Raw genomic sequence first — 20,142 nt, forward strand, 5'->3', positions numbered from 1 at the left:
ATGTGAGGGATGCACAGCGGCCGCCGCCTTACAGACATCAGCGCACGTCGTTTTCATGGGCTCCGGGCTCCTCGCTCCGCTCGGTCCCGGAATGACGAGGGAGGACTTCAGATGAACCTCACCAATTTCCGCTTCGAGACCGATTCCGACGGCATCGCGACGCTGACCTGGGACGTGCCCGGCCGCTCGATGAACGTCATCACGCCGGAGGTCATGGCCGAACTCGAGTCCGTCGTGGACGCGGTCGCGGCCGACGCGGCCATCAAGGGCTGCGTCATCGTCTCCGGCAAGGAGAGCTTCTCCGGCGGCGCCGACCTCACAATGCTGCAGGGCCTGCGCGACCTCTATGTCGGGCTGGCGAAGGAGCAGGGCGAGCAGGTCGCGATGCAGCGCTTCTTCGACGAAAGCCGCAAGCTCAGCCAGCTCTACCGCAAGCTCGAGACCTGCGGAAAACCCTTCGCCGCGGCGGTGCACGGCGTCTGCCTGGGCGGCGCCTTCGAGCTGGCGCTCTCCTGCCAGCTGCGCGTGCTCTCAGACGATCCGGCGACGCGCGTCGGCCTGCCCGAGATCAAGGTCGGTCTGTTCCCCGGCGCCGGCGGCACCCAGCGCGTCGCCCGGCTGATGCAGACCGGCGACGCGCTGCAGATGATGTTCAAGGGCGAGCAGCTCAAGGCGCTGCCGGCACGCAATATGGGCCTCGTCCATGCCGTGCTGCCGCGCGAGCAGATGGTCGCCGCCGCGAAGGAGTGGCTGCTCGCCAATCCGCAGGCGAAGCAGCCCTGGGACGATCCCAAGTTCAAGCTGCCCTCCAACAAGGTGCATTCGGCCGCCGGCATGCAGATCTGGCCGCCGGCCAGCGCGATCTATCGCCGCGAGACCAACGACAACTACCCAGCGGCCCGCGCCATCCTCTCGGCCGTCTATGAGGGGCTGCAGCTGCCGATCGACCTCGCGCTTAAGGTCGAGAGCCGCTACTTCGCCAAGATCCTGCGGACGAAGGAGGCGGCCTCGATGATCCGCTCGCTCTTCGTCTCGATGCAGGAGCTGAACAAGGGTGCCCGCCGCCCGGCCGAGGTGCCGCCCTCGAAGCTCAGGAAGATCGGCGTCGTCGGCGCCGGCTTCATGGGCGCCGGCATCGCCTATGTCACCGCCAATGCCGGCCTCGAGGTCGTGCTGGTCGATCGCGACATCGAGGCGGCGGAGAAGGGCAAGGCGCATTCGCACAAGCTCGTCTCCGACCAGATCGCCAAGGGCCGCGCCAAGACCGCCGACCGCGACGCGCTGCTCGGCCGCATCACCGCGAGCGCGGACTATGCTGACCTCAAGGGCTGCGACCTGGTGATCGAGGCCGTGTTCGAGGATCCCAAGGTCAAGGCCGAGGTCATCGCCAAGGTCGAGGCCGTGATCGGCCCCAAGACGATCTTCGGCTCCAACACCTCGACGCTGCCGATCACCGGCCTCGCCCAGCACAGCCAGCGCCCGAAGAACTTCATCGGCATCCATTTCTTCTCGCCGGTCGAGAAGATGCTGCTGGTCGAGCTGATCGTCGCGAAGAAGACCGGCGACAAGGCGCTCGCCCTGGCGCTCGACTATGTCCGCGCCATCCGCAAGACGCCGATCGTGGTCAACGACACGCGCGGCTTCTACGCCAACCGCTGCGTCGGCAACTATCTGCTGGAAGGCCATCTGATGCTGATGGAGGGCGTGCCGCCGGCGATGATCGAGGCGGCCGGCAGGCAGGCCGGCATGCCGGTCGGCCCGCTTTCGCTCAACGACGAGGTCGCGGTCGACCTCGCCCTGAAGATCCTCAAGGCGACCAAGGCGCAGCTCGGTCCGGAAGCGGTCGATCCGCAGCAGGACAAGCTGTTGACCGCGCTGGTCGAGACCCATGGCCGCCTCGGCCGCAAGAACCGCAAGGGCTTCTACGACTATCCGGAAGGCGGCCCGAAGCGGCTCTGGCCCGGCCTCGCCGAGATCGCCGGCAAGCGCCTCGATCCCGAGAGCGTCGACATGGCGGAGCTGAAGCAGCGCCTTCTGGTCACGCAGGCGCTGGAGGCGGCGCGCACCAATGAGGAAGGCGTCGTCACCGATCCGCGCGAGGCCGATGTCGGCTCGATCATCGGCTTCGGCTTCGCGCCCTGGTCGGGCGGCACGCTGTCCTTCATCGACAATATGGGGGCCGCGGCCTTCGTGAAGCTCTGCGAGACGCTGGCGAAGAAGCACGGTCCGCGTTTCAAGCCGAACCGCCAGCTCAAGCGCATGGCCAAGACGGGCGAGAGCTATTACGGCGCCGCCGCCCGCAAGGCGGCCGGCGAGGCGGCCTGACCATCCGACGATGCGGGGACCAGCCGGCTCCACCGGCCGGTCCCCCTTAGTTCAGCGGAACAGCCGCTCGTGCAGCAGCGGCCCCAGCCAGTCGACGAAGACTCGCAGCCGGCGCGAGGCGTGCTGGCGGTGGGGATAGAGCAGGGCGACCGGCATCGGGTCGGCCCGGTGCTCGGGCATGACCTCGACCAGTTCGCCGGCGGCCAGATGCTCGGCCACGTCATAGGCCGGGATCTGCAACAGGCCGAGGCCGGCGAGACAGCAGGCGATCGAGGCCTCGGCGCTGTTGACGGTGACGCGCCCGCCCATGATCAGCCCCCGCGACTGACCGTCCTCCCGCCATTGCCAGTCGTCGAGCCGCCCGCTCGACGGCGAGGCGTAGTTCACCGCCTGGTGCGCTGGCAGATCCTGCGGGCCGGCCGGCGTGCCGCGCCGCGCCAGATAGGCCGGGCTCGCCACGTTGATCAGCGCCAGTTCTCCGAGCGAGCGGGCGATCAGGCTGGAATCGGCGAGCGGGCCGACGCGCAGCACGCAGTCCACCCGGTCCTCGATCAGGTTGACCGCCCGGTCGGTGACGCCGAGCTCGACATCGATCCCGGGATAGCGATCGAGGAAATCGGGCAGGGCGGGCGCCAGGATCAGCCGGCCGATGCGGCCCGGCACGTCGATCCGCAGCCGCCCGGCAGGCCCCTCCGCCTCGCCGCGGAACAGCGCCTCGACATCCTCGACCTCCGCGACCAACCGGACGCAGCGCTCATAGAGGGCGAGCCCGTCCTGGGTCGGCGAGACATGGCGGGTCGTGCGGTGCAGCAGCCGGGTGCCGAGCCGGTCCTCGAGCTGGCGGATCGCGGCCGAGACCGAGGAGCGCGGCTGGCCGAGCGTCGCCGCCGCTTTGGTGAAGCTCGCGCGGTCCACGACGCAGACGAAGGTGGCGAAGAGGTCGATCCTGTCCATCGCCCGAGTTCGGCATTGTTCGCTCGTTCTGACAAGTCATGTCAGCTTATCCGGCTTTATCCCGACAATCCCGCCGCTACCTTTCCCGACGACGGAGCGCCTTCGCGCTCCCCCAGCCAAGGAGGCGTCTCATGGCCGACCACAGCATCAAGGGTAAGACCGTCATCATCGCCGGCGGCGGCAAGAATCTCGGCGCGCTGATCGCGCGCGACCTCGCCGCCAATGGCGCGAAGGCCATCGCGATCCACTACAACAGCGCCGGGGCGCGCGCCGAGGCGGAGGCCACGGTGAAGGCGGTCGAGGCGGCGGGCGCGAAGGCGGCGGCCTTCCAGGCCGACCTCACCACTGCGGGCGCAGTCGAAAAGCTCTTCGCCGAGGCGGTCCAGGCCTTCGGGCGGCCCGACATCGCCATCAACACCGTCGGCAAGGTGCTCAAGAAGCCGATCGTCGAGATCAGCGAGGCCGAATATGACGAGATGGCCGCGGTCAACGCCAAGTCGGCCTTCTTCTTCCTCAAGGAGGCCGGCCGCCATCTCAACGACAATGGCAAGGTCTGCACGCTGGTGACCTCGCTGCTCGGCGCCTTCACCCCCTTCTATGCCGCCTATGCCGGCATGAAGGCGCCGGTCGAGCACTTCACCCGCGCGGCCTCCAAGGAGTTCGGCGAGCGCGGCATCTCGGTGACGGCGATCGGGCCCGGCCCGATGGACACGCCGTTCTTCTACCCGGCGGAAGGCGCCGACGCGGTCGCCTACCACAAGACCGCGGCCGCGCTCTCGAAGTTCACGCCGACCGGCCTGACCCATATCGAGGACATCGTGCCCTTTATCCGCTTCCTCGTCTCCGAGGGCTGGTGGATGACCGGCCAGACGATCCTGGTGAACGGCGGCTACACCACCAAGTGACGATTGTCCGCGGCGCCTCCCGCCGGCTATGGCGGGGGCGCAAGCGGCGCCGTGCCCGCCGGAAACCGAAGAGATACGATGCCCCTCAGGCCCGTCATCCGCTTTCCCGACCCCCGGCTTAAGGAGCCGGCGGCGCTGGTCACCGTTTTCGATGCGGCGCTGCGCGGGCTCGCGGCCGATCTGCTCGAGACGATGCGAGCGGCGCCGGGCGTCGGCATCACCGCGCCGCATGTCGGTATCCCCTTGCGTCTCGTCGTGCTGGAACTGGAGCCCGGCGCGGTGCGCACCTATGTCAACCCGGTGCTCGACCGGATCTCGCGGGAGACCATCTGCCATGTCGAGGGCAGCGTCTCGATGCCGGGCGTCACCGCCGAGATCGAGCGCTTCGCACAGGTCACGGTGCGCTACCGCGATCTCGACGGCGCCGAGCTGATCGAGGAGGCGACGGGCTTCCACGCCGTCTGCCACCAGCACGAGATCGACCAGCTCGACGGCGTCTTCTGGCTCGACCGCCTGTCGCGGCTGAAGCGCGAGCGGGCCATCGCCCGCTACGAGAAGCTGCGGCGGGCCTGACCGGTCGCGCCGTCGCCGCTCACTTCACCAGCGGGCAGCCGCCTTCGGACAGCGGCCGGAAGGCCTGGTCGCCCGGAATGGTGCGCACGAGCTTGAGATAGTCCCAGGGATACTGCGACTCGCTCGGCTTCTTGACCTCGAGCACGTAGAGGTCGTGGACCATGCGGCCGTCCTCGCGGATGACGCCGTTCCTGGCGAAGAAGTCGTTGACCGGCGTCTTCTTCATCTGCGCGGCGACGGTCGCAGTGTCCGTGGAGCCCACGGCCTTCACCGCGGCGAGGTAGTGCATGATCGCCGAATAGGTACCGGCCTGGCCCATGGTCGGCATCGCCTTGTGGCGCTCGAAGAAGCGCTTCGACCAGGCGCGCGTCTCGTCGTTCAGGTCCCAGTAGAACGCTTGGGTCAGGATCAGCCCCTGCGCGTCCTGCAGCCCGATGGCGTGGATGTCGGTGATGTGGAGATAGAGCCCGGCGAGCTTCACGCCGGTCTGCGGCAGGCCGAACTCGGTCGCCTGCTTGATCGTCGCGATCTGGTCGGCGCCGGAGCTGGCGATGCCGATCATCCTGGCACCGGAATTCTGGGCCTGGAGCAGATAGGAGGAGAAGTCGGTCGTGCCCTGCGGATGCTTGACGCTGCCCAGGATCGTGCCGCCGGCCTTCTTCACCGCCTCTGAGGTGTCGCGCTCCAGCGCGTGGCCGAAGGCGTAGTCGGCCGTGATGAAGTACCATGGGCCCTGCTTGGCCAGCGGCAGCCCGGTGCCGACGGCGAGCGCATAGGTGTCGTAGGTCCAGTGGATCCCGGTCGGCGCGCAGAACTTGCCGGTGAAGTCGGAGGAGCCGCCGGTCGAGGCCAGCACCAGCTTGTTCTTGCGCCGGCCGATCTCCTGGATGCCGAGCAGCACGGAGGAGGTCGGGATGTCGGCGATCACCTCGACGCCGTCCTCGTCGATCCAGCGGTTGACCAGCGCCGAGCCGACATCCGGCTTGTTCTGGTGGTCGCCGGCCAGGATCTCGATCTTGCGGCCGAGCACGCTGCCGCCGAAATCCTCGGCCGCCATCTGCGCTGCGATCACCGAGCCGGGGCCGGCCATGTCGGCATAGATCCCGGCCATGTCGTTGAGGACGCCGATGCGCAGCGGCTTGGTGGTGTCGGCGACGGCGCCGGCGATCAGGAAGGGCGAGAGCAGGCCGGCCAGCCCGATGGCGATGCTGCGAAGCGACATGAGAGTTCCGAGAGCGGTTGCAAGGGGTTGCCGAGAGCCGCAACGTCTAGGAAGCCGCGCGGCCGGCGGTCAATATCGCGATGCACAAATAAAAACGACCTCCCGCAACCGTGTCCGGCGGGAGGTCGTTCCTGTCGTGTGGGGCGGCCGGAAGGAAACACCGTTCCGGCCGGCTTGCGCGCCTCGATCTCAGTTGGCGACCGCGCGGATGACCTCGCGCAGCTTGCCGATCATCTCGTCGATCTGACTTTCGGTGATGATCAGGGGCGGCGAGAAGGCGATGGTGTCCGCGGCGGTGCGGATCATCAGGCCTTCCTCGAAGGCCTTGTCGATCGTGGCGAAGCCGCGCTTGCCGACGCCCTCGGCGCTCGGCGCCAGGTCGACGGCGCCGACTAGTCCGAGCGTGCGGATGTCGACGACGTTCGGCTCGCCCTTCAGGCTCATCACCGCATCCGCCCAGAGGTCCTCGAGGTCGCGGGCGCGCTCGAACAGCCCCTCGTCGCGATAGATGTCGAGGGTGGCGAGGCAGGCCGCCGCCGCCAGCGGATGCCCGGAATAGGTGTAGCCGTGGAACAGCTCGATCGCATTGTCGGGCCCGTTCATGAAGGCGTCGTAGATGTGCTTGCGCACCAGCACGCCGCCCATCGGCACGGTGCCCGAGGTCACGCCCTTGGCGAAGGTGATCATGTCGGGCACGACGCCGTAGCGCTCGGCGGCGAAGGCGAAGCCGAGACGGCCGAAGCCGGTGATGACCTCGTCGAAGATCAGCAGGATGCCGTGCTTGTCGCAGAGCTCGCGCAGGCGCTTGAGATAGCCCTTCGGCGGCGGCAGCGCGCCCGTCGAGCCGGCCATCGGCTCGACGATGACGGCGGCGATGGTCGAGGCGTCGTGCAGCGCGACCACGCGCTCCAGATCGTCGGCCAGATGCGCGCCCCACTCCGGCTCGCCCTTGCTGAAGGCCTGCTTCTCGCGGTCGTAGGTATGGGCGATGTGGTCGACGCCGGTGAGCAGCGAGCCGAAGAACTTGCGGTTGTTCGGCATGCCGCCGACCGAGATGCCGCCGAAGCCGACGCCGTGATAGCCGCGCTCGCGGCCGATCAGCCGGGTCTTGGCCGCCTTGCCCGAGACGTTCCAGTAGGCGAGGGCTATCTTGAGCGCGGTGTCGCCCGCTTCCGAGCCCGAGCCGGCGAAGAAGACGTGGTCGAGATCGCCCGGCGCCAGCGCCGCGATGCGGGCGGCGGCTGCGAAGACCTTGGGGTGGCCGTACTGGAAGGACGGGGCGTAGTCGAGGTCGCGCGCCTGCGCCTGGATCGCCTGGATGATCGGCTCGCGGGCATGGCCGGCATTGCAGCACCACAGGCCCGAAGTGCCGTCCATGATCGGGCGGCCTTCCGGCGTGTAGTAGAACATGCCCTCTGCCCGGGCGACCAGCCGCGGGTTGCGCTTGAACGAGCGGTTCGCCGTGAACGGCATCCAGTAGGCTTCGAGATCGTTCGGCGAACTGACGGCGGGCACGGTCGGGTTCATGAGGCGGATCCTGACGATTGAGACTTCGTCAACCTAGCAGCGCGACACACGCTGTAAATCCTGCGCCGGGCGGGGCTAGCCTGCGCCAGGCGAGCCGCGATCTGATACAGGTGACGCAGGGGCTAATCTGACTTAGGTTCAGGGGAAGGGGGCGAAACTGGATCAGACCCCTATGGTCATGAGTGAGACCGGTGCGGAGGCAGCGGAGACGCCGTCACCGGATGCGGTGCGTGCGCAGCTCGCGCGCGTGCTCGGCTCGGATATTTTCCGCGGCGCCAACCAGCTCGCCGCCTTCCTGACCTATGTCGTCGAGCAAACGCTCGCCGGCCGGGCCGGGGAGGTGAAGGGCTATACGATCGCCGTGGAGGCGTTCGGCCGCCCGGCCGAGTTCGATCCGCAGAGCGATCCGATCGTGCGCGTCGAGGCCGGCCGCCTGCGCAAGGCGCTCGGCCTGTATTACGCCACGGACGGCGTCGACGATCCCGTGCGCATCGACATTCCTGTCGGCGCCTATGTTCCCGTCTTCCTCTGCCGCACGACCCCGTCGGCTCTCGCCCCGCTGCCCGACATGCCGGCGGCCTGGCCGGAGATCGCGCCGCCGCCGCGCCGCAGGGTCCTCGACCGCTGGTGGTGGCTGCTCGTCGCGCTGGCGCTCGCGCTGGCCGTCATGCTCGTGGGCCGCACGCTGTGGTCCTCCCGGACAGACTCCGTTTGGCAGGCCCCCGCCACGGCGCGGCCGGCCGCGAAGGGCCAGGCCGGCGCCGCCGCGCCGGAGCCCGCCCGGCTGCCGGTCGTCTCAGTGGTCGTCGCCGAGACCGATCCGCCGCTGGAGGACGTCACCCGTGCCTTCGCGCGCCACGTCATCGACACCATGGCGCGCTTCGACGACATCGTGGTGGTCAAGACGCCGGATGCCGCGGCGCGCGCGGCCGTATCGGCCGACTATGTGCTGACCGTCGCCGCCTCGCGCGTCGGGCCGGCGATCGAGGGCGTCGCCCGGCTCAGCGCCAGCCGCGACGGTCGCGTGGTCTGGGCCAGTTCCACCGAACGCCGCGACGACCAGCCCGGCGACGGCACCGAAATGCGCGAGATCGCGCAACGTCTCGCCATCCGCCTGGCGCAGCCCTTCGGCATCATCCACGCCGATCTGCGCCATGCCGGGCTCTCGCTCGACATGGAGTGCCTCGCCTTGGCGCTGAACGTGCGCCGCACGCTGAAGGCGGCCGAGCATGTCGCGGCCCTCGATTGCCTGGAGGGCATCATCGCGCGCGATCCCGATTTCCATCCGGCCTGGTCGCAACTCGCCATGCTGACGGTCAACGAGCATCTCGGCGGCTTCCAGCCACGGCCGGGCCTGGCGCTCGACCGTGCGCTGGCGGCGGCGGTGACGGCGGTGCGCCTGGCGCCGTCGAGCGCCCGTGCCCATCAGGCGATGATGGAGGCGCAATATCTGCGCGGCACCGTCGAGGAAGGGTTGAAGGCCGGCCGCGAGGCGATGGCCCGCAATCCGTTCGACCCGGACGTCATGGCCGATCTCGGCGCCCGCTACGTCCAGCTCGGGCGGCCGGGCGAGGGCTTGCCGCTGCTGGAGAAGGCGATCTCGCTGAGCGAGGGCCGGCCGGCCTGGTACGATTTCTACGCCTATCTCGGCGCGATCATGGTCGGCGACGGCAGGAAGGCCGAGGCGCATGCCGCGATGTTCCGCTCCGAGGACGGACCGCTCAGCCTGATCGGCCGCGCCATGGTCGCTGCCGAAGCCCGCGACCAGGCCGAGCTCGACACGCCGCTGGCGCTGCTGCGGCAGCGGATACCGCTGTTCGGCACCGATCCGGGGCTGTATTTCCGCCGCCGCGGCTTCGCGCCTAGCGTGTACGAGCGCATCATCGCGATGGTCGGCCTGCAAAACATCACGGGGAAATAGGCCGCGGGACGATCGCGGCGGCTCTGCCGGCCCCTGCCACTCGCGAGCGCGGGCCTGGAGGGGTATCCTGTCGGCGCGGCGGTGATTCGCCGCTCGCCAGCGTTCCCTTAAACCCGTCCAGCGTGAGCTAGGCCCTTGGCTCGCATCCGCCTCAGCGCTCTCCCCCCGGCCGCCAGCGGCGTCGCCGGCTTCTCCGTGGGCGCGGCGGCGATGCTCCTGCTGCCGGGCGGGCTTGCCAATGCCGTCGGGCTGCTCTCGGCCGGGCTCGGTCTGGCCGGCTCCGCGGTGCTGGCACGCCGGCGCCTCGTCGACGAGCGCGACCGGGTGCTGGCGCTGCTCGGCGAGGTCAAGGTCCGCATGGCGACCAACGCCATGCGCGTCGACGCGCTGGCGCAGCGGCTCGAGCAGTCGCCGATGAGCGAGGCGGACGCCGCGCCGTCGCGCGCCATGCTCAACGAGCTCACCGCCGAGGTCGGCCTGCTCGGCGACCTGCTGCAGCAGGTCGCGACCACGCTCGGCGACCATGACGACCAGATCAGGCTGATGCAGGAGAAGCGCGCCGCGGCCCGCAGCGAACGGGCCGCCCCGGCGCTGGCCGTGGTCGAGCCTGCCGTTCCCGAGGTTCTCTCGCCGCTCGCGGTGCGCGAGGATCCCGCTGCTGAGGCCCGCCGCGCCGCCGAGGAGGAGCGCGCCGCGCTGATCGGCGAGGCGCTGGCCCGCGGCCAGGTCGAGGTGCATCTCCAGCCCGTCGTGCAGCTGCCGCAGCGCCGGACGCGCGGCTATGAGGCGCTGGTGCGCCTGCGGCTCGACGAGAAGACCCTGCTGATGCCGGAGGAGTTCCTGGCGATCGTCGAGGAGCGCGGCTTCGGCCCGACGCTCGACGCGCTGGTGCTGACGCGGGCACTGGCGATCGCCCGCCATCTCGGCGGCAAGGGCGGCGATCTCTTCGTCTCCTGCAATTTCAGCGCGGCGACCTGGGGCAGCTCGCGGGCGCTCGCCGCTCTCGCCCGCATCCTCGAAAAGTACCGCGAGCATGCCGGCCATCTGGTGATCGAGGTGCCGCAGCGCGTCTTCCGCCTACTCGATCCGTCCAGCCTCGGCCTGCTCGGGGCGATGTCGGCCGGCGGCGTGCGCTTCGCGCTCGACCAGGTCGGCGACCTGCGGTTCGACGTGCCCTCGCTGCTCGATCGCGGCGTGCGCCTGGTCAAGGTGCCGGCGGCGCTGCTCTCCGACACCGCCCCGCGCGGCGCTGCCGACATCGCGGTCGGCGATCTCGCGGCGCTGCTGGAGCGCGGCGCGGTCATGCTGGTCGCCGAGGGTGTGGAGGACGACCCGACGGTCGCCGGCATGCTCGAGCTCGGTGTCGGCTACGCGCAGGGCGGCGTGTTCTCGCCGCCGCGTCCGGTCCGGCCCGAAGTCTTCGCCGAGCCGGCGGAAAAGCCCGCGCCGCAGCCGTCCCCGGCACCGGCCGAAGCGCTGCCCTCCGCCGAGGTCGTCGATTATCCCGCGCCGGCCCAGGCCGCGCCGCAGCCGCCTCGGCGCGTCGCCTTCCGCGACGTACTGCGCCGCGCCAGCGCCTAACCGCTGGCGGCCCCTCCGGCGAGGCGGTAATGAAGCCGCCATGCGGCCATGCGATTCAGCCTGGCCGCAAGCAGCCGGAGACCAGCCGTGACCGCCTCGACCCGCCTCCTGTCCGGTGTCGCCCCGATCGTGGGGCAGACCGAACTGTGCCTCTGCGACATCTGGGGCGTCGTCCATAACGGCGTCGAGCCTTATCGCAGTTCCTGCGAGGCCTTGGCCATGATGCGCGCCGGCGGCACCACCGTCGTGCTGGTCTCCAACGCGCCGCGCCCGCGCTCCGAGGTCGCGGTGCATCTCGGCAAGCTCGGCGTGCCCGGCGACGCCTTCGACGCGATCGTCACCTCCGGCGACGTGGCGCGCGACCTGATCGCCCAGCGTGCCGGCGAGCCGCTCTACCATCTCGGGCCGGAGCGCGACCTGCCGCTCTTCGCCGGTCTCGACGCGCCGCGCGTCGGGCCGGAGGAGGCGCGCTATGTCGTCTGCTCGGGCCTGTTTGACGACGAGACCGAGACGGCGGCCGACTATGCCGACCGGCTCGCCGGCTTCGCCCGTCGCGACCTTACCATGATCTGCGCCAATCCCGACCTGATGGTCGATCGCGGCGGCCGCATGGTGCCCTGCGCCGGCTCGCTGGCGGCGGCCTACGAGGCTCTAGGCGGGCGGGCGATCTATGCCGGCAAGCCGCATGCGCCGATCTACGAGCTGGCGATCCGCATCGGGCAGGAGATCCGCGGCGAGGTGGTTGAGCGCGCGCGCATGCTGGCGGTGGGCGACGCCATCCGCACCGATGTCGCGGGCGCCGCGCGCTTCGGTCTGCCGGCGCTGATGTGCCTGGCCGGCATCCATGCCGAGGCGACGCTGGCGCTCGACGAGCCGGCGCTGCAGGCCTGGCTGGCGACGCAGAGCCACCAGCCGGACTACGCGATCGCGCAACTCGCCTGGTGAGGCGCGGGCTTCAGCCGGCGCAGACCGCTTCGATCTTGGATTTCAGCGTCTGGGCGTTGAACGGCTTGACGATGTAGTTGTCGACGCCGGCGCGCTTGGCGGCGACGACGTTCTCGGTGCGCGATTCCGCTGTGACGATGATGAAGGGGGTCGAGGCGATCGTCTCGTCCTCGCGGACCCTGCGCAGCAACTCGAAGCCGGTCATCGGCTCCATGTTCCAGTCCGAGATCACCAGCCCGTAGCTCTTCTCGCGCATCTTGGCGATGGCGGCGCTGCCGTCGGCGGCGTCGTCGACATTCTCGAAGCCCAGCTGCTTCAGCAGGTTCCGGATGATCCGAACCATGGTCTGATAATCGTCCACGACGAGGATCGGCATCGACGGATCAAGGGCCATGGGGCGCTCCAGAAGAGGTCGTCCAGGGGCCGGGACAGGCCGGCGGGCTCTCGTCGCCGGGGCGCGGAAACCCTCTCGGCCAAATAGGCTGCCCGCGTTTCGATCCGGTTAATCGGGTCGGCGCGTGCCGCTGCGTCAGTGGTTCGGGCGCCCGACTTTCGTCTGAGCACCAAAGTCCAATGGTGCGGCGCGGGAGGCTGTGGGACGCTGCTTGCGTCCGGGCGTGGCCGTGCTGTCCGGGCTCCGATCCCCTCCTGCCGAGACGCCACGCGATGTCGAGTGCACTCTACCGGGTTCACGCGTTCGAGGACCTCGCGATCGGTCAGCGCGAGAGCCTGATGCGCACGGTCATGGAGCGGGACATCTCGCTCTTCGCCGAACTGTCCGGCGATGCCAACCCGATCCATCTCTGCGATCGCTATGCCGCGACCACCCGCTTCGGCCAGCGCATCGCCCATGGCATGCTGACTGCGAGCCTGGTTTCGGCCCTGCTCGGCACCCGGCTGCCGGGGCCGGGTGCGGTCTATCTCTCGCAGACGCTCAACTTCCTGGCGCCGGTGCGGGTCGGCGACGTGGTCACGGCCCGCGTCGAGGTGGTCGAGCTGGTGCCGGAGCGGCGCCGGGTGCGCCTGTTCTGCGACTGCCTGCTCGACGGCAAGGCGGTGCTGGAGGGCGAGGCCTGGGTCGCCATGCCGGCCTCCGGGCGAAGCGGCCGCCCCGCCGCCCCTTGACGCTGTCGGCCGCATGAGGCCAAACAGCGGCCTCCGGCCGGGTTTCCGGCGCCGTCAGCGCGCTTCATGACCTCATTCTCAGCCATGCCGTGCCAGCCAGCGCAGGCCGCCTTCCGTCTGGCGCCCGGCGCGCCCGTGCCCGCGCCTTTGCGCGGGCGGGTGCTCGCGCTCGGCAATTTCGACGGCGTGCATCGCGGCCATGCCGAGCTCGCCCGCGTCGCGGTGGAGCTGGCCGCCGCGCGCGGGGCGCAGGCCGGGGCGCTGACCTTCGAGCCGCATCCGCGCAGCGTCTTCCGCCCCGACCAGCCGGTGTTCCGCCTGACGCCGGAGGCGGTAAAGTGCGCGCTGCTCGCTGGGCTGGGGCTCGCCGACTGCCTCGTCATCCCCTTCGACCGCGCCGTCGCCGAGATCGAGGCCGAGGCCTTCGTCGACGAGCTGCTGCTCGGCCGGCTCGGCGCGGCCGGGCTGGTCTGCGGCTACGATTTCCATTTCGGCCGCGGCCGGCGCGGCTCGCCGGAGATGCTGCAGGCCCGCGCCGCCGCGGCCGGCGTGCCGGTCGTGGTGGTGCCGCCTCTGTCCTGGCAGGGCGAGCCGGTCTCCTCGACGCTGGTGCGCGCCGCGCTCGAACAGGGCGACGTGGCGCGCGCGGCCGCGCTGCTCGGGCGGCCCTGGTTCGTGCGCGGCGAGATCGTCCATGGCGACAAGCGCGGGCGCGATCTCGGCTATCCCACCGCCAACATGGTGCTCGGCCGCGACTGTCGTCTGCGCTACGGCATCTATGCGGTGCGCATGGCGATTGACGGTGTCTGGCATGACGGGGTGGCGAGCTTCGGCAGCCGCCCGACCTTCGACGACGGCGCCCCGCGGCTGGAGACCTTCGTCTTCGATTTCAAGGGCGATCTCTATGGCCGCGTCGTCGATGTCGCCTTCGTCGACTGGCTGCGCGGCGAGGCGAAGTTCGACACGCTGGAGGCGCTGATCGCGCAGATGGACGCCGACAGCCGGCGTGCCCGCGCCATCCTGGCCGCGACGCCGGCCTTTTCGCCGTCCTCGCCGCACCCCTCGCCGCCGCCGGCCAAGCCCTGAGCGCACGGCGTTTCCCTCCTTCCGCGAAATGCGCTAGACACCGCTCATGTCCGCTCCGCACCGTGTTCCGCCCCGGCGAATTACCGGCCCGGCTGCCGCCCCGCGCTGACCGCGCGGGTGTGCGCGCAGGCCGGGACGCGCATCGAACAGGACCATCTCCAAGGATGGGCAGGCCCGGACCGACCGGCCGCCCTCGTCATCGCCGAGCCGGATCATGACCGACAAGACCGCCGACAAGCCCGCGACCGTCGACTATTCGCAGACGCTCTTCCTGCCGCAGACCGAGTTCCCGATGCGGGCCGGGCTGCCCCAGCGCGAGCCGGAACTCCTCGCCCGCTGGGCGAAGATCGACCTCTACCGCAAGCTGCGCGAGACGGCGCAGGGCCGCCCGCGCTTCGTGCTGCATGACGGCCCGCCCTATGCCAACGGCAACATCCATATCGGCCATGCGCTGAACAAGGTGCTGAAGGACCTGGTCACGCGCTCGCAGCAGATGCTCGGCCATGATTCCAACTATGTCCCGGGCTGGGACTGCCACGGCCTGCCGATCGAGTGGAAGATCGAGGAGCAGTACCGCGCCAAGGGTTTGAACAAGGACGACGTGCCGGTCGTCGAGTTCCGCAAGGAATGCCGCGCCTTTGCCGAGAAATGGGTCGACATCCAGCGCGAGGAGTTCAAGCGCCTCGGCGTCGAGGGCGACTGGGACGATCCCTATCTGACCATGGCCTATCCCGCCGAGGCGCAGATCGCCCGCGAGATCATGAAGTTCGCCGTCAACGGCCAGCTCTATCGCGGCTCCAAGCCGGTGATGTGGTCGGTGGTCGAGAAGACCGCGCTGGCCGAGGCCGAGGTCGAGTACGAGGAGCACGTCAGCGACACGGTGTTCGTGGCGTTCCCGGTGATCGGAACCGGCCCGGTGGCTGGCGCCTCCGTCGTTATCTGGACCACGACGCCTTGGACGATCCCCGGCAACCGCGCGATCTCGTTCAACCACAAGCTCGCCTACGGGCTCTATCGCGTCACCGCCGCGCCCGAGGGCAACTGGGCCAAGGTCGGCGCGACCTATCTGCTGGCCAAGAACCTCGCCGAAGGCGTGTTCAAGGCGGCGAAGGTCGAGGCGTTCGAGTTGGTGAGTGACGTCGATGCCGCGCAGCTCGCCGGCCTGACCTGCGCCCATCCCCTGCGCGGCCACGGCTACGATTTCGACGTGCCGCTGCTCGATGGCGACCATGTCACCGACGATGCCGGCACGGGCTTCGTCCACACCGCGCCCGGCCATGGCCGCGAGGACTTCGATGTCTGGATGGCGAATGGCCGCAGGCTGGCCGCGCACGGCATCGAGACCCGCATCCCCTACACCGTCGACGCCGATGGCCGCTTCACCAGGGAGGCGCCCGGCTTCGAGGGCGCCCAGGTCATCACCGACAAGGGCGAGAAGGGCGACGCCAACGAGGTGGTGATCAAGGCACTCGCCGCCAGCGGCAACCTCGTGGCGCGCGGGCGTCTCAAGCACCAGTACCCGCATAGCTGGCGCTCGAAGAAGCCGGTGATCTTCCGCAATACGCCGCAATGGTTCATCGCCATGGACAAGCCCTATGGCGAGGCCGGCGCGCCCGATCCGGCGGCGCCGGCCCCGACGCCGGGGGGCAATGCCGACACGCTGCGCAATCGGGCGCTCAAGGCGATCAAGGACACGCAATGGGTGCCCGCCGCCGGCGAGAACCGCATCAACGGCATGATCGCCAATCGGCCCGACTGGGTCGTGTCGCGCCAGCGCGCCTGGGGCGTGCCGATCACGGTCTTCGTCGAGAAGGAGACGGGAACCGTCCTGACCGACGAGCGGGTCAACACCGCCATCGCCGACGCCTTCGAGGCGGAGGGCGCCGACGCCTGGTTCACCGACACCGACGGCGCGCGCTTCCTCACCCCGTTCGGCTACGATCCGGCGGCCTATGAGCGCGTCACCGACGTGCTCGACGTCTGGTTTGATTCCGGCTCGACCCACGCCTTCACCCTGGAGAAGCGCGCCGACCTGAAGACCCATCGCGTCGTCGATGGCGGCGCCGACCGGGTGATGTATCTCGAAGGCTCGGACCAGCATCGCGGCTGGTTCCACTCCAGCCTGCTCGAGAGCTGCGGCACGCGCGGCCGGGCGCCCTATGACGTGGTGCTGACCCACGGCTTCTGTCTCGACGAGAAGGGCGAGAAGATGTCGAAGTCGAAGGGCAACGTCACCGCGCCCCAGGACGTCATCAAGGACAGCGGCGCCGATATCCTGCGCCTCTGGGTGGCCGCTGCCGACTATTCGGACGATCTGCGCATCGGCAAGGAGATCCTCAAGACCTTCGTCGAGACCTACCGCAAGCTGCGCAACACCATGCGCTGGATGCTCGGCACGCTGGCGCATTTCGACGAGAGCGTCCGCGTCGCCGATCCGGCCACCATGCCGGAGCTGGAGCGCCTGATGCTGCACCGGCTGGCCGAACTCGGCCCGCAGGTCGAGGATGCCTATCGGACCTATGACTACAAGAAGGTCGTGACGCTGCTCTCGCAGTTCATGAACACCGAGCTGTCGGCCTTCTATTTCGACGTGCGCAAGGACGCGCTCTACTGCGATCCGCGTTCGAGCCATGTCCGCCGCAGCGCGCTCACCGTGGTCGACCAGCTCTTCCGCTGCCTCACCACCTGGCTGGCGCCGATCCTGGTCTTCACGGCCGAGGAAGCCTGGCTGGAGCGCTATCCGCAGGCCAGGTCCGGCGAGGGCTCGGTGCATCTGGAGACCTTCGCGCCGGTCGACGAGAGCTGGTCCGATCCGGAGCTCGCCGATCGCTGGGCCAAGGTCCGCCGCGTCCGCCGCGTCGTCACCGGCGCGCTGGAGCTGGAGCGCGCGGCCAAGCGGCTCGGCTCCTCGCTTGAGGCCGCGCCGATCGTCCATATCGCCGATCCCGACCTGCGGGCGGCTGTGAGCGGGCTCGATCTCGCCGAGATCTGCATCACCTCCGGCCTCGTCGTCGCCGGGGGCGAGGGGCCGGAAGAGGCCTTCCGCCTCGCCGACGTGCCCGGCGTCGCCGTGGTGCCGGTCCGCGCCGGCGGCGTGAAATGCGCCCGCTCCTGGAAGTATTTCGATCCCGCGACGGCCGAGCCCGGCTATCCCGAGGTCACCCCGCGCGACGCGAAGGCGCTGCGCGAGCTGAAGGGGGCCGCATGAGCGGCCCCGCGCCCGTGCAGGGGACGGAGGCTGCCGCAGCGTCCTCCGCCAACCAGTCCCGGCTGCGCCGTTTCGGCGTGGTGCTCGCGGTCGCGGTTCTGCTCGCCGACCAGGCGCTCAAGCTCTGGCTGCTCTTCGTCGCCCGCATCGCGGAGGAGGGGCCGTTCCGCATCACCTCCTTCATGGAGTTCGTGCTGGCCTGGAACCGTGGCATCTCCTACGGCCTCTTCCAGCAGAGCACGGATATCGGCCGCTGGGCGCTGGTCGCGGTCTCTTTCCTGGCGCCGATCTGGCTCGGGCGCTGGATGTGGCGCGCGGGCGACCGGCTGACGGTGGCGAGCCTTGCCCTGCTGATCGGCGGGGCGATCGGCAACGGCATCGACCGGGCGGTCTATGGCGCGGTGGTCGACTTCGTCCACGTCCATGTCGGCAGCTTCAGCTGGTACATCTTCAACATCGCCGATGCGGCGATCGTTGTCGGCGTGGCCGGTCTTCTGTATGAGTCCTTCCGGCCCGGCGCGGGCCGGGCGCCCGCCGCCTGAGCCTGCCGCCATCGTTTCGCCGCGCCGATCGATCATGACGGGCCCTGAAAACGGTCCCGAACGGAGAATGGACATGGCTCATCGGATCCGCGCTTCGCGCATGCTGCTCGCGAGCGGCCTGCTGCTGGCCGCGACCCCCGCCTTTGCCCAGGAAGGCATGCTCTTCCAGAACCTGATGCGCGGGGTCCTCGGCAACGACAAGTCCGATATCGAATATCGCGAGCGCGCCCCGCTGGTCGTGCCGCCCGCGGCCTCGTTGCCCCGGCCGCAGGAGCCGGGCGCCAGCCGCACCGCCGCCTGGCCGGACGATCCGGACGTCGCCCGCCGCAAGGCCGAGCGCGAGCGCCCGAACATCCTGTTCTCGACCAGCGAGACCCATCGTTCCAACACCCGTCCGCTGATGTCGCAGGACGAGCTGCGCCGCGGCCGCGTCACCGGGCGCCGGACCAATGGGCCGGAGGACGTGGTTCCCGACCAGAACAACTACAACAACCAGATCCAGCCGATCCGCATCGGCCGCGAGCTGGCGTCGCGCAAGGCGCAGGCCGAGACCGACAATCTGCTCTACGGCAACGAGCCGCGGCGCCAGTTCCTGCACGAGCCGCCGACCGGCTATCGCCGTCCGGCCGGCTCCGCCGCGGTCGGCCCGGGTGCGGCCGGTCCGCAGGAAGACAAGCAGGCCCCGGGCCAGCGCGAGTTCCTGGTCGGCCGCAAGGTCATGCGCTGATTGACCGGCATGCGACGGGACGGGGTGTTTTCCGCGTCGTCCCGTCCTATCTGTTTCCGGAGCCTCGCGGCGGCTCGGGCCTCTCCGGCCCGGGCCGTCTTCGTCTGATGGCCCATTGTCCAACGGCCGCGCCCGCCGCGGCCCCGTCGCCGAGGAGCTGTTCGCGCATATGACGGTCCATACCCCGCCGGGCAGCATGACGAGCGCCGTCGAGTCCTTCCGCCTGCCCAACGGCCTCGAGATCGTGGTCTCGCCCGATCATCGCGCGCCGGTGGTGACCCATATGGTCTGGTACCGCAACGGCTCGGCCGAGGATCCGGCCGGCAAGTCCGGCATCGCCCATTTCCTCGAGCATCTGATGTTCAAGGGCACGGCGAAATGGCCGGCGGGCGAGTTCTCCAAGATCGTCGCCGGCTATGGCGGCCAGGAGAACGCCTTCACCTCCTTCGACTACACAGCCTATTTCCAGCGCGTGCCGAAGGAACATCTGCGCGCGATGATGGACTACGAGGCTGACCGGATGACCGGCCTCGCCTTCGACGAGAGCGTGGTGGCGCCCGAGCGCGACGTGGTGCTGGAGGAGCGGCGCATGCGCGTCGACGCCGATCCGGCCGCCCAGCTCGGCGAGGAGTTCGCCAGCGCCCTCTACGTGCACCATCCCTACGGCACGCCGATCATCGGCTGGGAGCACGAGATCGAGGGCCTGACCCGCGACGACGCCTTCGCCTATTACCAGCGCTTCTATACCCCCGAGAACGCGATCCTCGTGGTCGCCGGCGACGTCAACCCGCAGGAGGTGCTGCGGCTGGCGCAGGAGACCTACGGCACCATCCCGGCTCGCGGCGAGGCGCCCCGTCGCCAGCGCCCGGCCGAGCCGCCGCCGCGGGCCGCGCGCCGCGTCTCGCTGAGCGATCCGCGGGTGCAGCAGCCCTCGCTGCGCCGTGCCTGGCTGACGCCGACCTATCTCGCCGGCGAGCGCAGCCACGCCTTCGCGCTGGAGCTGGCGGCCGAGATCCTCGGCGGCGGCACCACCTCGCGGCTCTATCGCCGGCTCTGCGTCGAGCAGGAACTGGCGGCCGGCGCCGGCGCCTATTTCATGGGCTCCATGGTCGACCGCTCGGCCTTCCAGATCTCGGCGAGCCCGCGCCCCGGCGTCGGCATGGACGCGCTGGAGCAGGGGCTCGACGCCGCGCTGGCGCAGTTCCTCGCCGACGGGCCGAGCGAGCTCGAACTCAACCGGGCCCGCACCCGGCTGGTCGCCGAGACGATCTTCGCGCGCGACAGCCAGTTTTCGCTCGCCCGCATCTTCGGCTCCTCGCTCGCCGTCGGCGAGACGGTCGAGGACGTGCTGCTCTGGCCGCAGCGGATCGAGGCGGTGAGCCGCGACGAGGTGGTCGAGGCGGCGCGTCTCTATCTGCGCCCCGACCGGTCCGTCACCGGCCTGCTGCTGCCCGCCGCCTGAGCCGGCCACCGTCTTTCTCCAAGCTGGCGGGCGGCCTCG

The 20,142-nt window shown here is 69.9% G+C and carries 16 protein-coding genes; 12 read left to right on the top strand and 4 right to left on the bottom strand.

Annotation, left to right across the window (positions count from 1 at the left end):
• Window positions 1-111 precede the first annotated feature (111 nt).
• The gene (locus ABE438_RS11755) at window positions 112-2,325 is read left to right on the top strand and encodes a 3-hydroxyacyl-CoA dehydrogenase NAD-binding domain-containing protein (protein ID WP_346502806.1); all 2,214 of its coding nucleotides are present in this window, start codon (window positions 112-114) and stop codon (window positions 2,323-2,325) included.
• 51 nt (window positions 2,326-2,376) lie between these two features.
• Here ABE438_RS11755 and ABE438_RS11760 read toward each other — a convergent pair whose 3' ends face one another.
• Window positions 2,377-3,279, bottom strand: a complete 903-nt coding sequence (locus ABE438_RS11760) for a LysR family transcriptional regulator (RefSeq protein ID WP_346502807.1) — start codon at window positions 3,277-3,279, stop codon at window positions 2,377-2,379.
• Between the two features lie 131 nt (window positions 3,280-3,410).
• Here ABE438_RS11760 and ABE438_RS11765 point away from each other — a divergent pair, with 131 nt between their 5' ends.
• Window positions 3,411-4,184, top strand: coding sequence for an SDR family oxidoreductase (locus ABE438_RS11765; RefSeq protein WP_346502808.1), 774 nt, complete (start codon window positions 3,411-3,413; stop codon window positions 4,182-4,184).
• Between the two features lie 78 nt (window positions 4,185-4,262).
• The gene (locus tag ABE438_RS11770) at window positions 4,263-4,757 is read left to right on the top strand and encodes a peptide deformylase (protein ID WP_346502809.1); all 495 of its coding nucleotides are present in this window, start codon (window positions 4,263-4,265) and stop codon (window positions 4,755-4,757) included.
• A 19-nt stretch (window positions 4,758-4,776) separates the two neighbouring features.
• Here the strand turns inward: ABE438_RS11770 and ABE438_RS11775 are convergent, their stop codons facing one another.
• Both ABE438_RS11775 and aptA read right to left on the bottom strand, forming a co-directional pair.
• Complete coding sequence (locus ABE438_RS11775; protein ID WP_346502810.1) at window positions 4,777-5,979, bottom strand: ABC transporter substrate-binding protein; 1,203 nt, start codon at window positions 5,977-5,979, stop codon at window positions 4,777-4,779.
• Window positions 5,980-6,168: 189 nt separating this feature from the next.
• On the bottom strand, window positions 6,169-7,506 hold the full coding sequence (gene aptA, locus ABE438_RS11780) for an omega-aminotransferase AptA (protein WP_346502811.1): 1,338 nt from the start codon (window positions 7,504-7,506) through the stop codon (window positions 6,169-6,171).
• Window positions 7,507-7,684: 178 nt separating this feature from the next.
• Between aptA and ABE438_RS11785 the strand changes: the two genes are divergently transcribed.
• From ABE438_RS11785 to ABE438_RS11795, 3 genes are all read left to right on the top strand, one after another.
• Window positions 7,685-9,427 carry a tetratricopeptide repeat protein gene (locus ABE438_RS11785; RefSeq protein WP_346502812.1) on the top strand — a complete coding sequence of 581 codons (1,743 nt, stop codon included), beginning with the start codon at window positions 7,685-7,687 and terminating at the stop codon, window positions 9,425-9,427.
• A 135-nt stretch (window positions 9,428-9,562) separates the two neighbouring features.
• A complete protein-coding gene (locus ABE438_RS11790; RefSeq protein WP_346502813.1) occupies window positions 9,563-11,008 on the top strand; it encodes an EAL domain-containing protein in 1,446 nt (481 codons plus the stop codon).
• Window positions 11,009-11,095: 87 nt separating this feature from the next.
• The gene (locus ABE438_RS11795; protein ID WP_346502814.1) at window positions 11,096-11,953 is read left to right on the top strand and encodes a TIGR01459 family HAD-type hydrolase; all 858 of its coding nucleotides are present in this window, start codon (window positions 11,096-11,098) and stop codon (window positions 11,951-11,953) included.
• Between the two features lie 10 nt (window positions 11,954-11,963).
• On the opposite strand, the gene ABE438_RS11800 is transcribed toward ABE438_RS11795, so the two are convergent.
• Window positions 11,964-12,347, bottom strand: a complete 384-nt coding sequence (locus ABE438_RS11800) for a response regulator (protein WP_346502815.1) — start codon at window positions 12,345-12,347, stop codon at window positions 11,964-11,966.
• A 272-nt stretch (window positions 12,348-12,619) separates the two neighbouring features.
• Here ABE438_RS11800 and ABE438_RS11805 point away from each other — a divergent pair, with 272 nt between their 5' ends.
• The 6 genes from ABE438_RS11805 (at window position 12,620) to ABE438_RS11830 (ending at window position 20,103) form a co-directional block, all read left to right on the top strand.
• Complete coding sequence (locus ABE438_RS11805) at window positions 12,620-13,078, top strand: MaoC family dehydratase (RefSeq protein ID WP_346502816.1); 459 nt, start codon at window positions 12,620-12,622, stop codon at window positions 13,076-13,078.
• A 66-nt stretch (window positions 13,079-13,144) separates the two neighbouring features.
• Window positions 13,145-14,164, top strand: a complete 1,020-nt coding sequence (locus ABE438_RS11810) for a bifunctional riboflavin kinase/FAD synthetase (RefSeq protein ID WP_346502817.1) — start codon at window positions 13,145-13,147, stop codon at window positions 14,162-14,164.
• Between the two features lie 214 nt (window positions 14,165-14,378).
• Complete coding sequence (gene ileS / locus ABE438_RS11815) at window positions 14,379-17,372, top strand: isoleucine--tRNA ligase (RefSeq protein WP_346502818.1); 2,994 nt, start codon at window positions 14,379-14,381, stop codon at window positions 17,370-17,372.
• On the top strand, window positions 17,369-17,914 hold the full coding sequence (gene lspA, locus ABE438_RS11820; protein WP_346502819.1) for a signal peptidase II: 546 nt from the start codon (window positions 17,369-17,371) through the stop codon (window positions 17,912-17,914). The genes ileS and lspA overlap by 4 nt, the downstream gene beginning before the upstream one ends.
• A gap of 73 nt (window positions 17,915-17,987) precedes the next feature.
• Window positions 17,988-18,641, top strand: a complete 654-nt coding sequence (locus ABE438_RS11825; protein WP_346502820.1) for a hypothetical protein — start codon at window positions 17,988-17,990, stop codon at window positions 18,639-18,641.
• A 169-nt stretch (window positions 18,642-18,810) separates the two neighbouring features.
• Complete coding sequence (locus ABE438_RS11830; RefSeq protein WP_346502821.1) at window positions 18,811-20,103, top strand: M16 family metallopeptidase; 1,293 nt, start codon at window positions 18,811-18,813, stop codon at window positions 20,101-20,103.
• Window positions 20,104-20,142: the final 39 nt, after the last annotated feature.

This window comes from Allobosea sp. TWI1241 (genome assembly GCF_039673065.1).
Classification (GTDB): domain Bacteria; phylum Pseudomonadota; class Alphaproteobacteria; order Rhizobiales; family Beijerinckiaceae; genus Allobosea.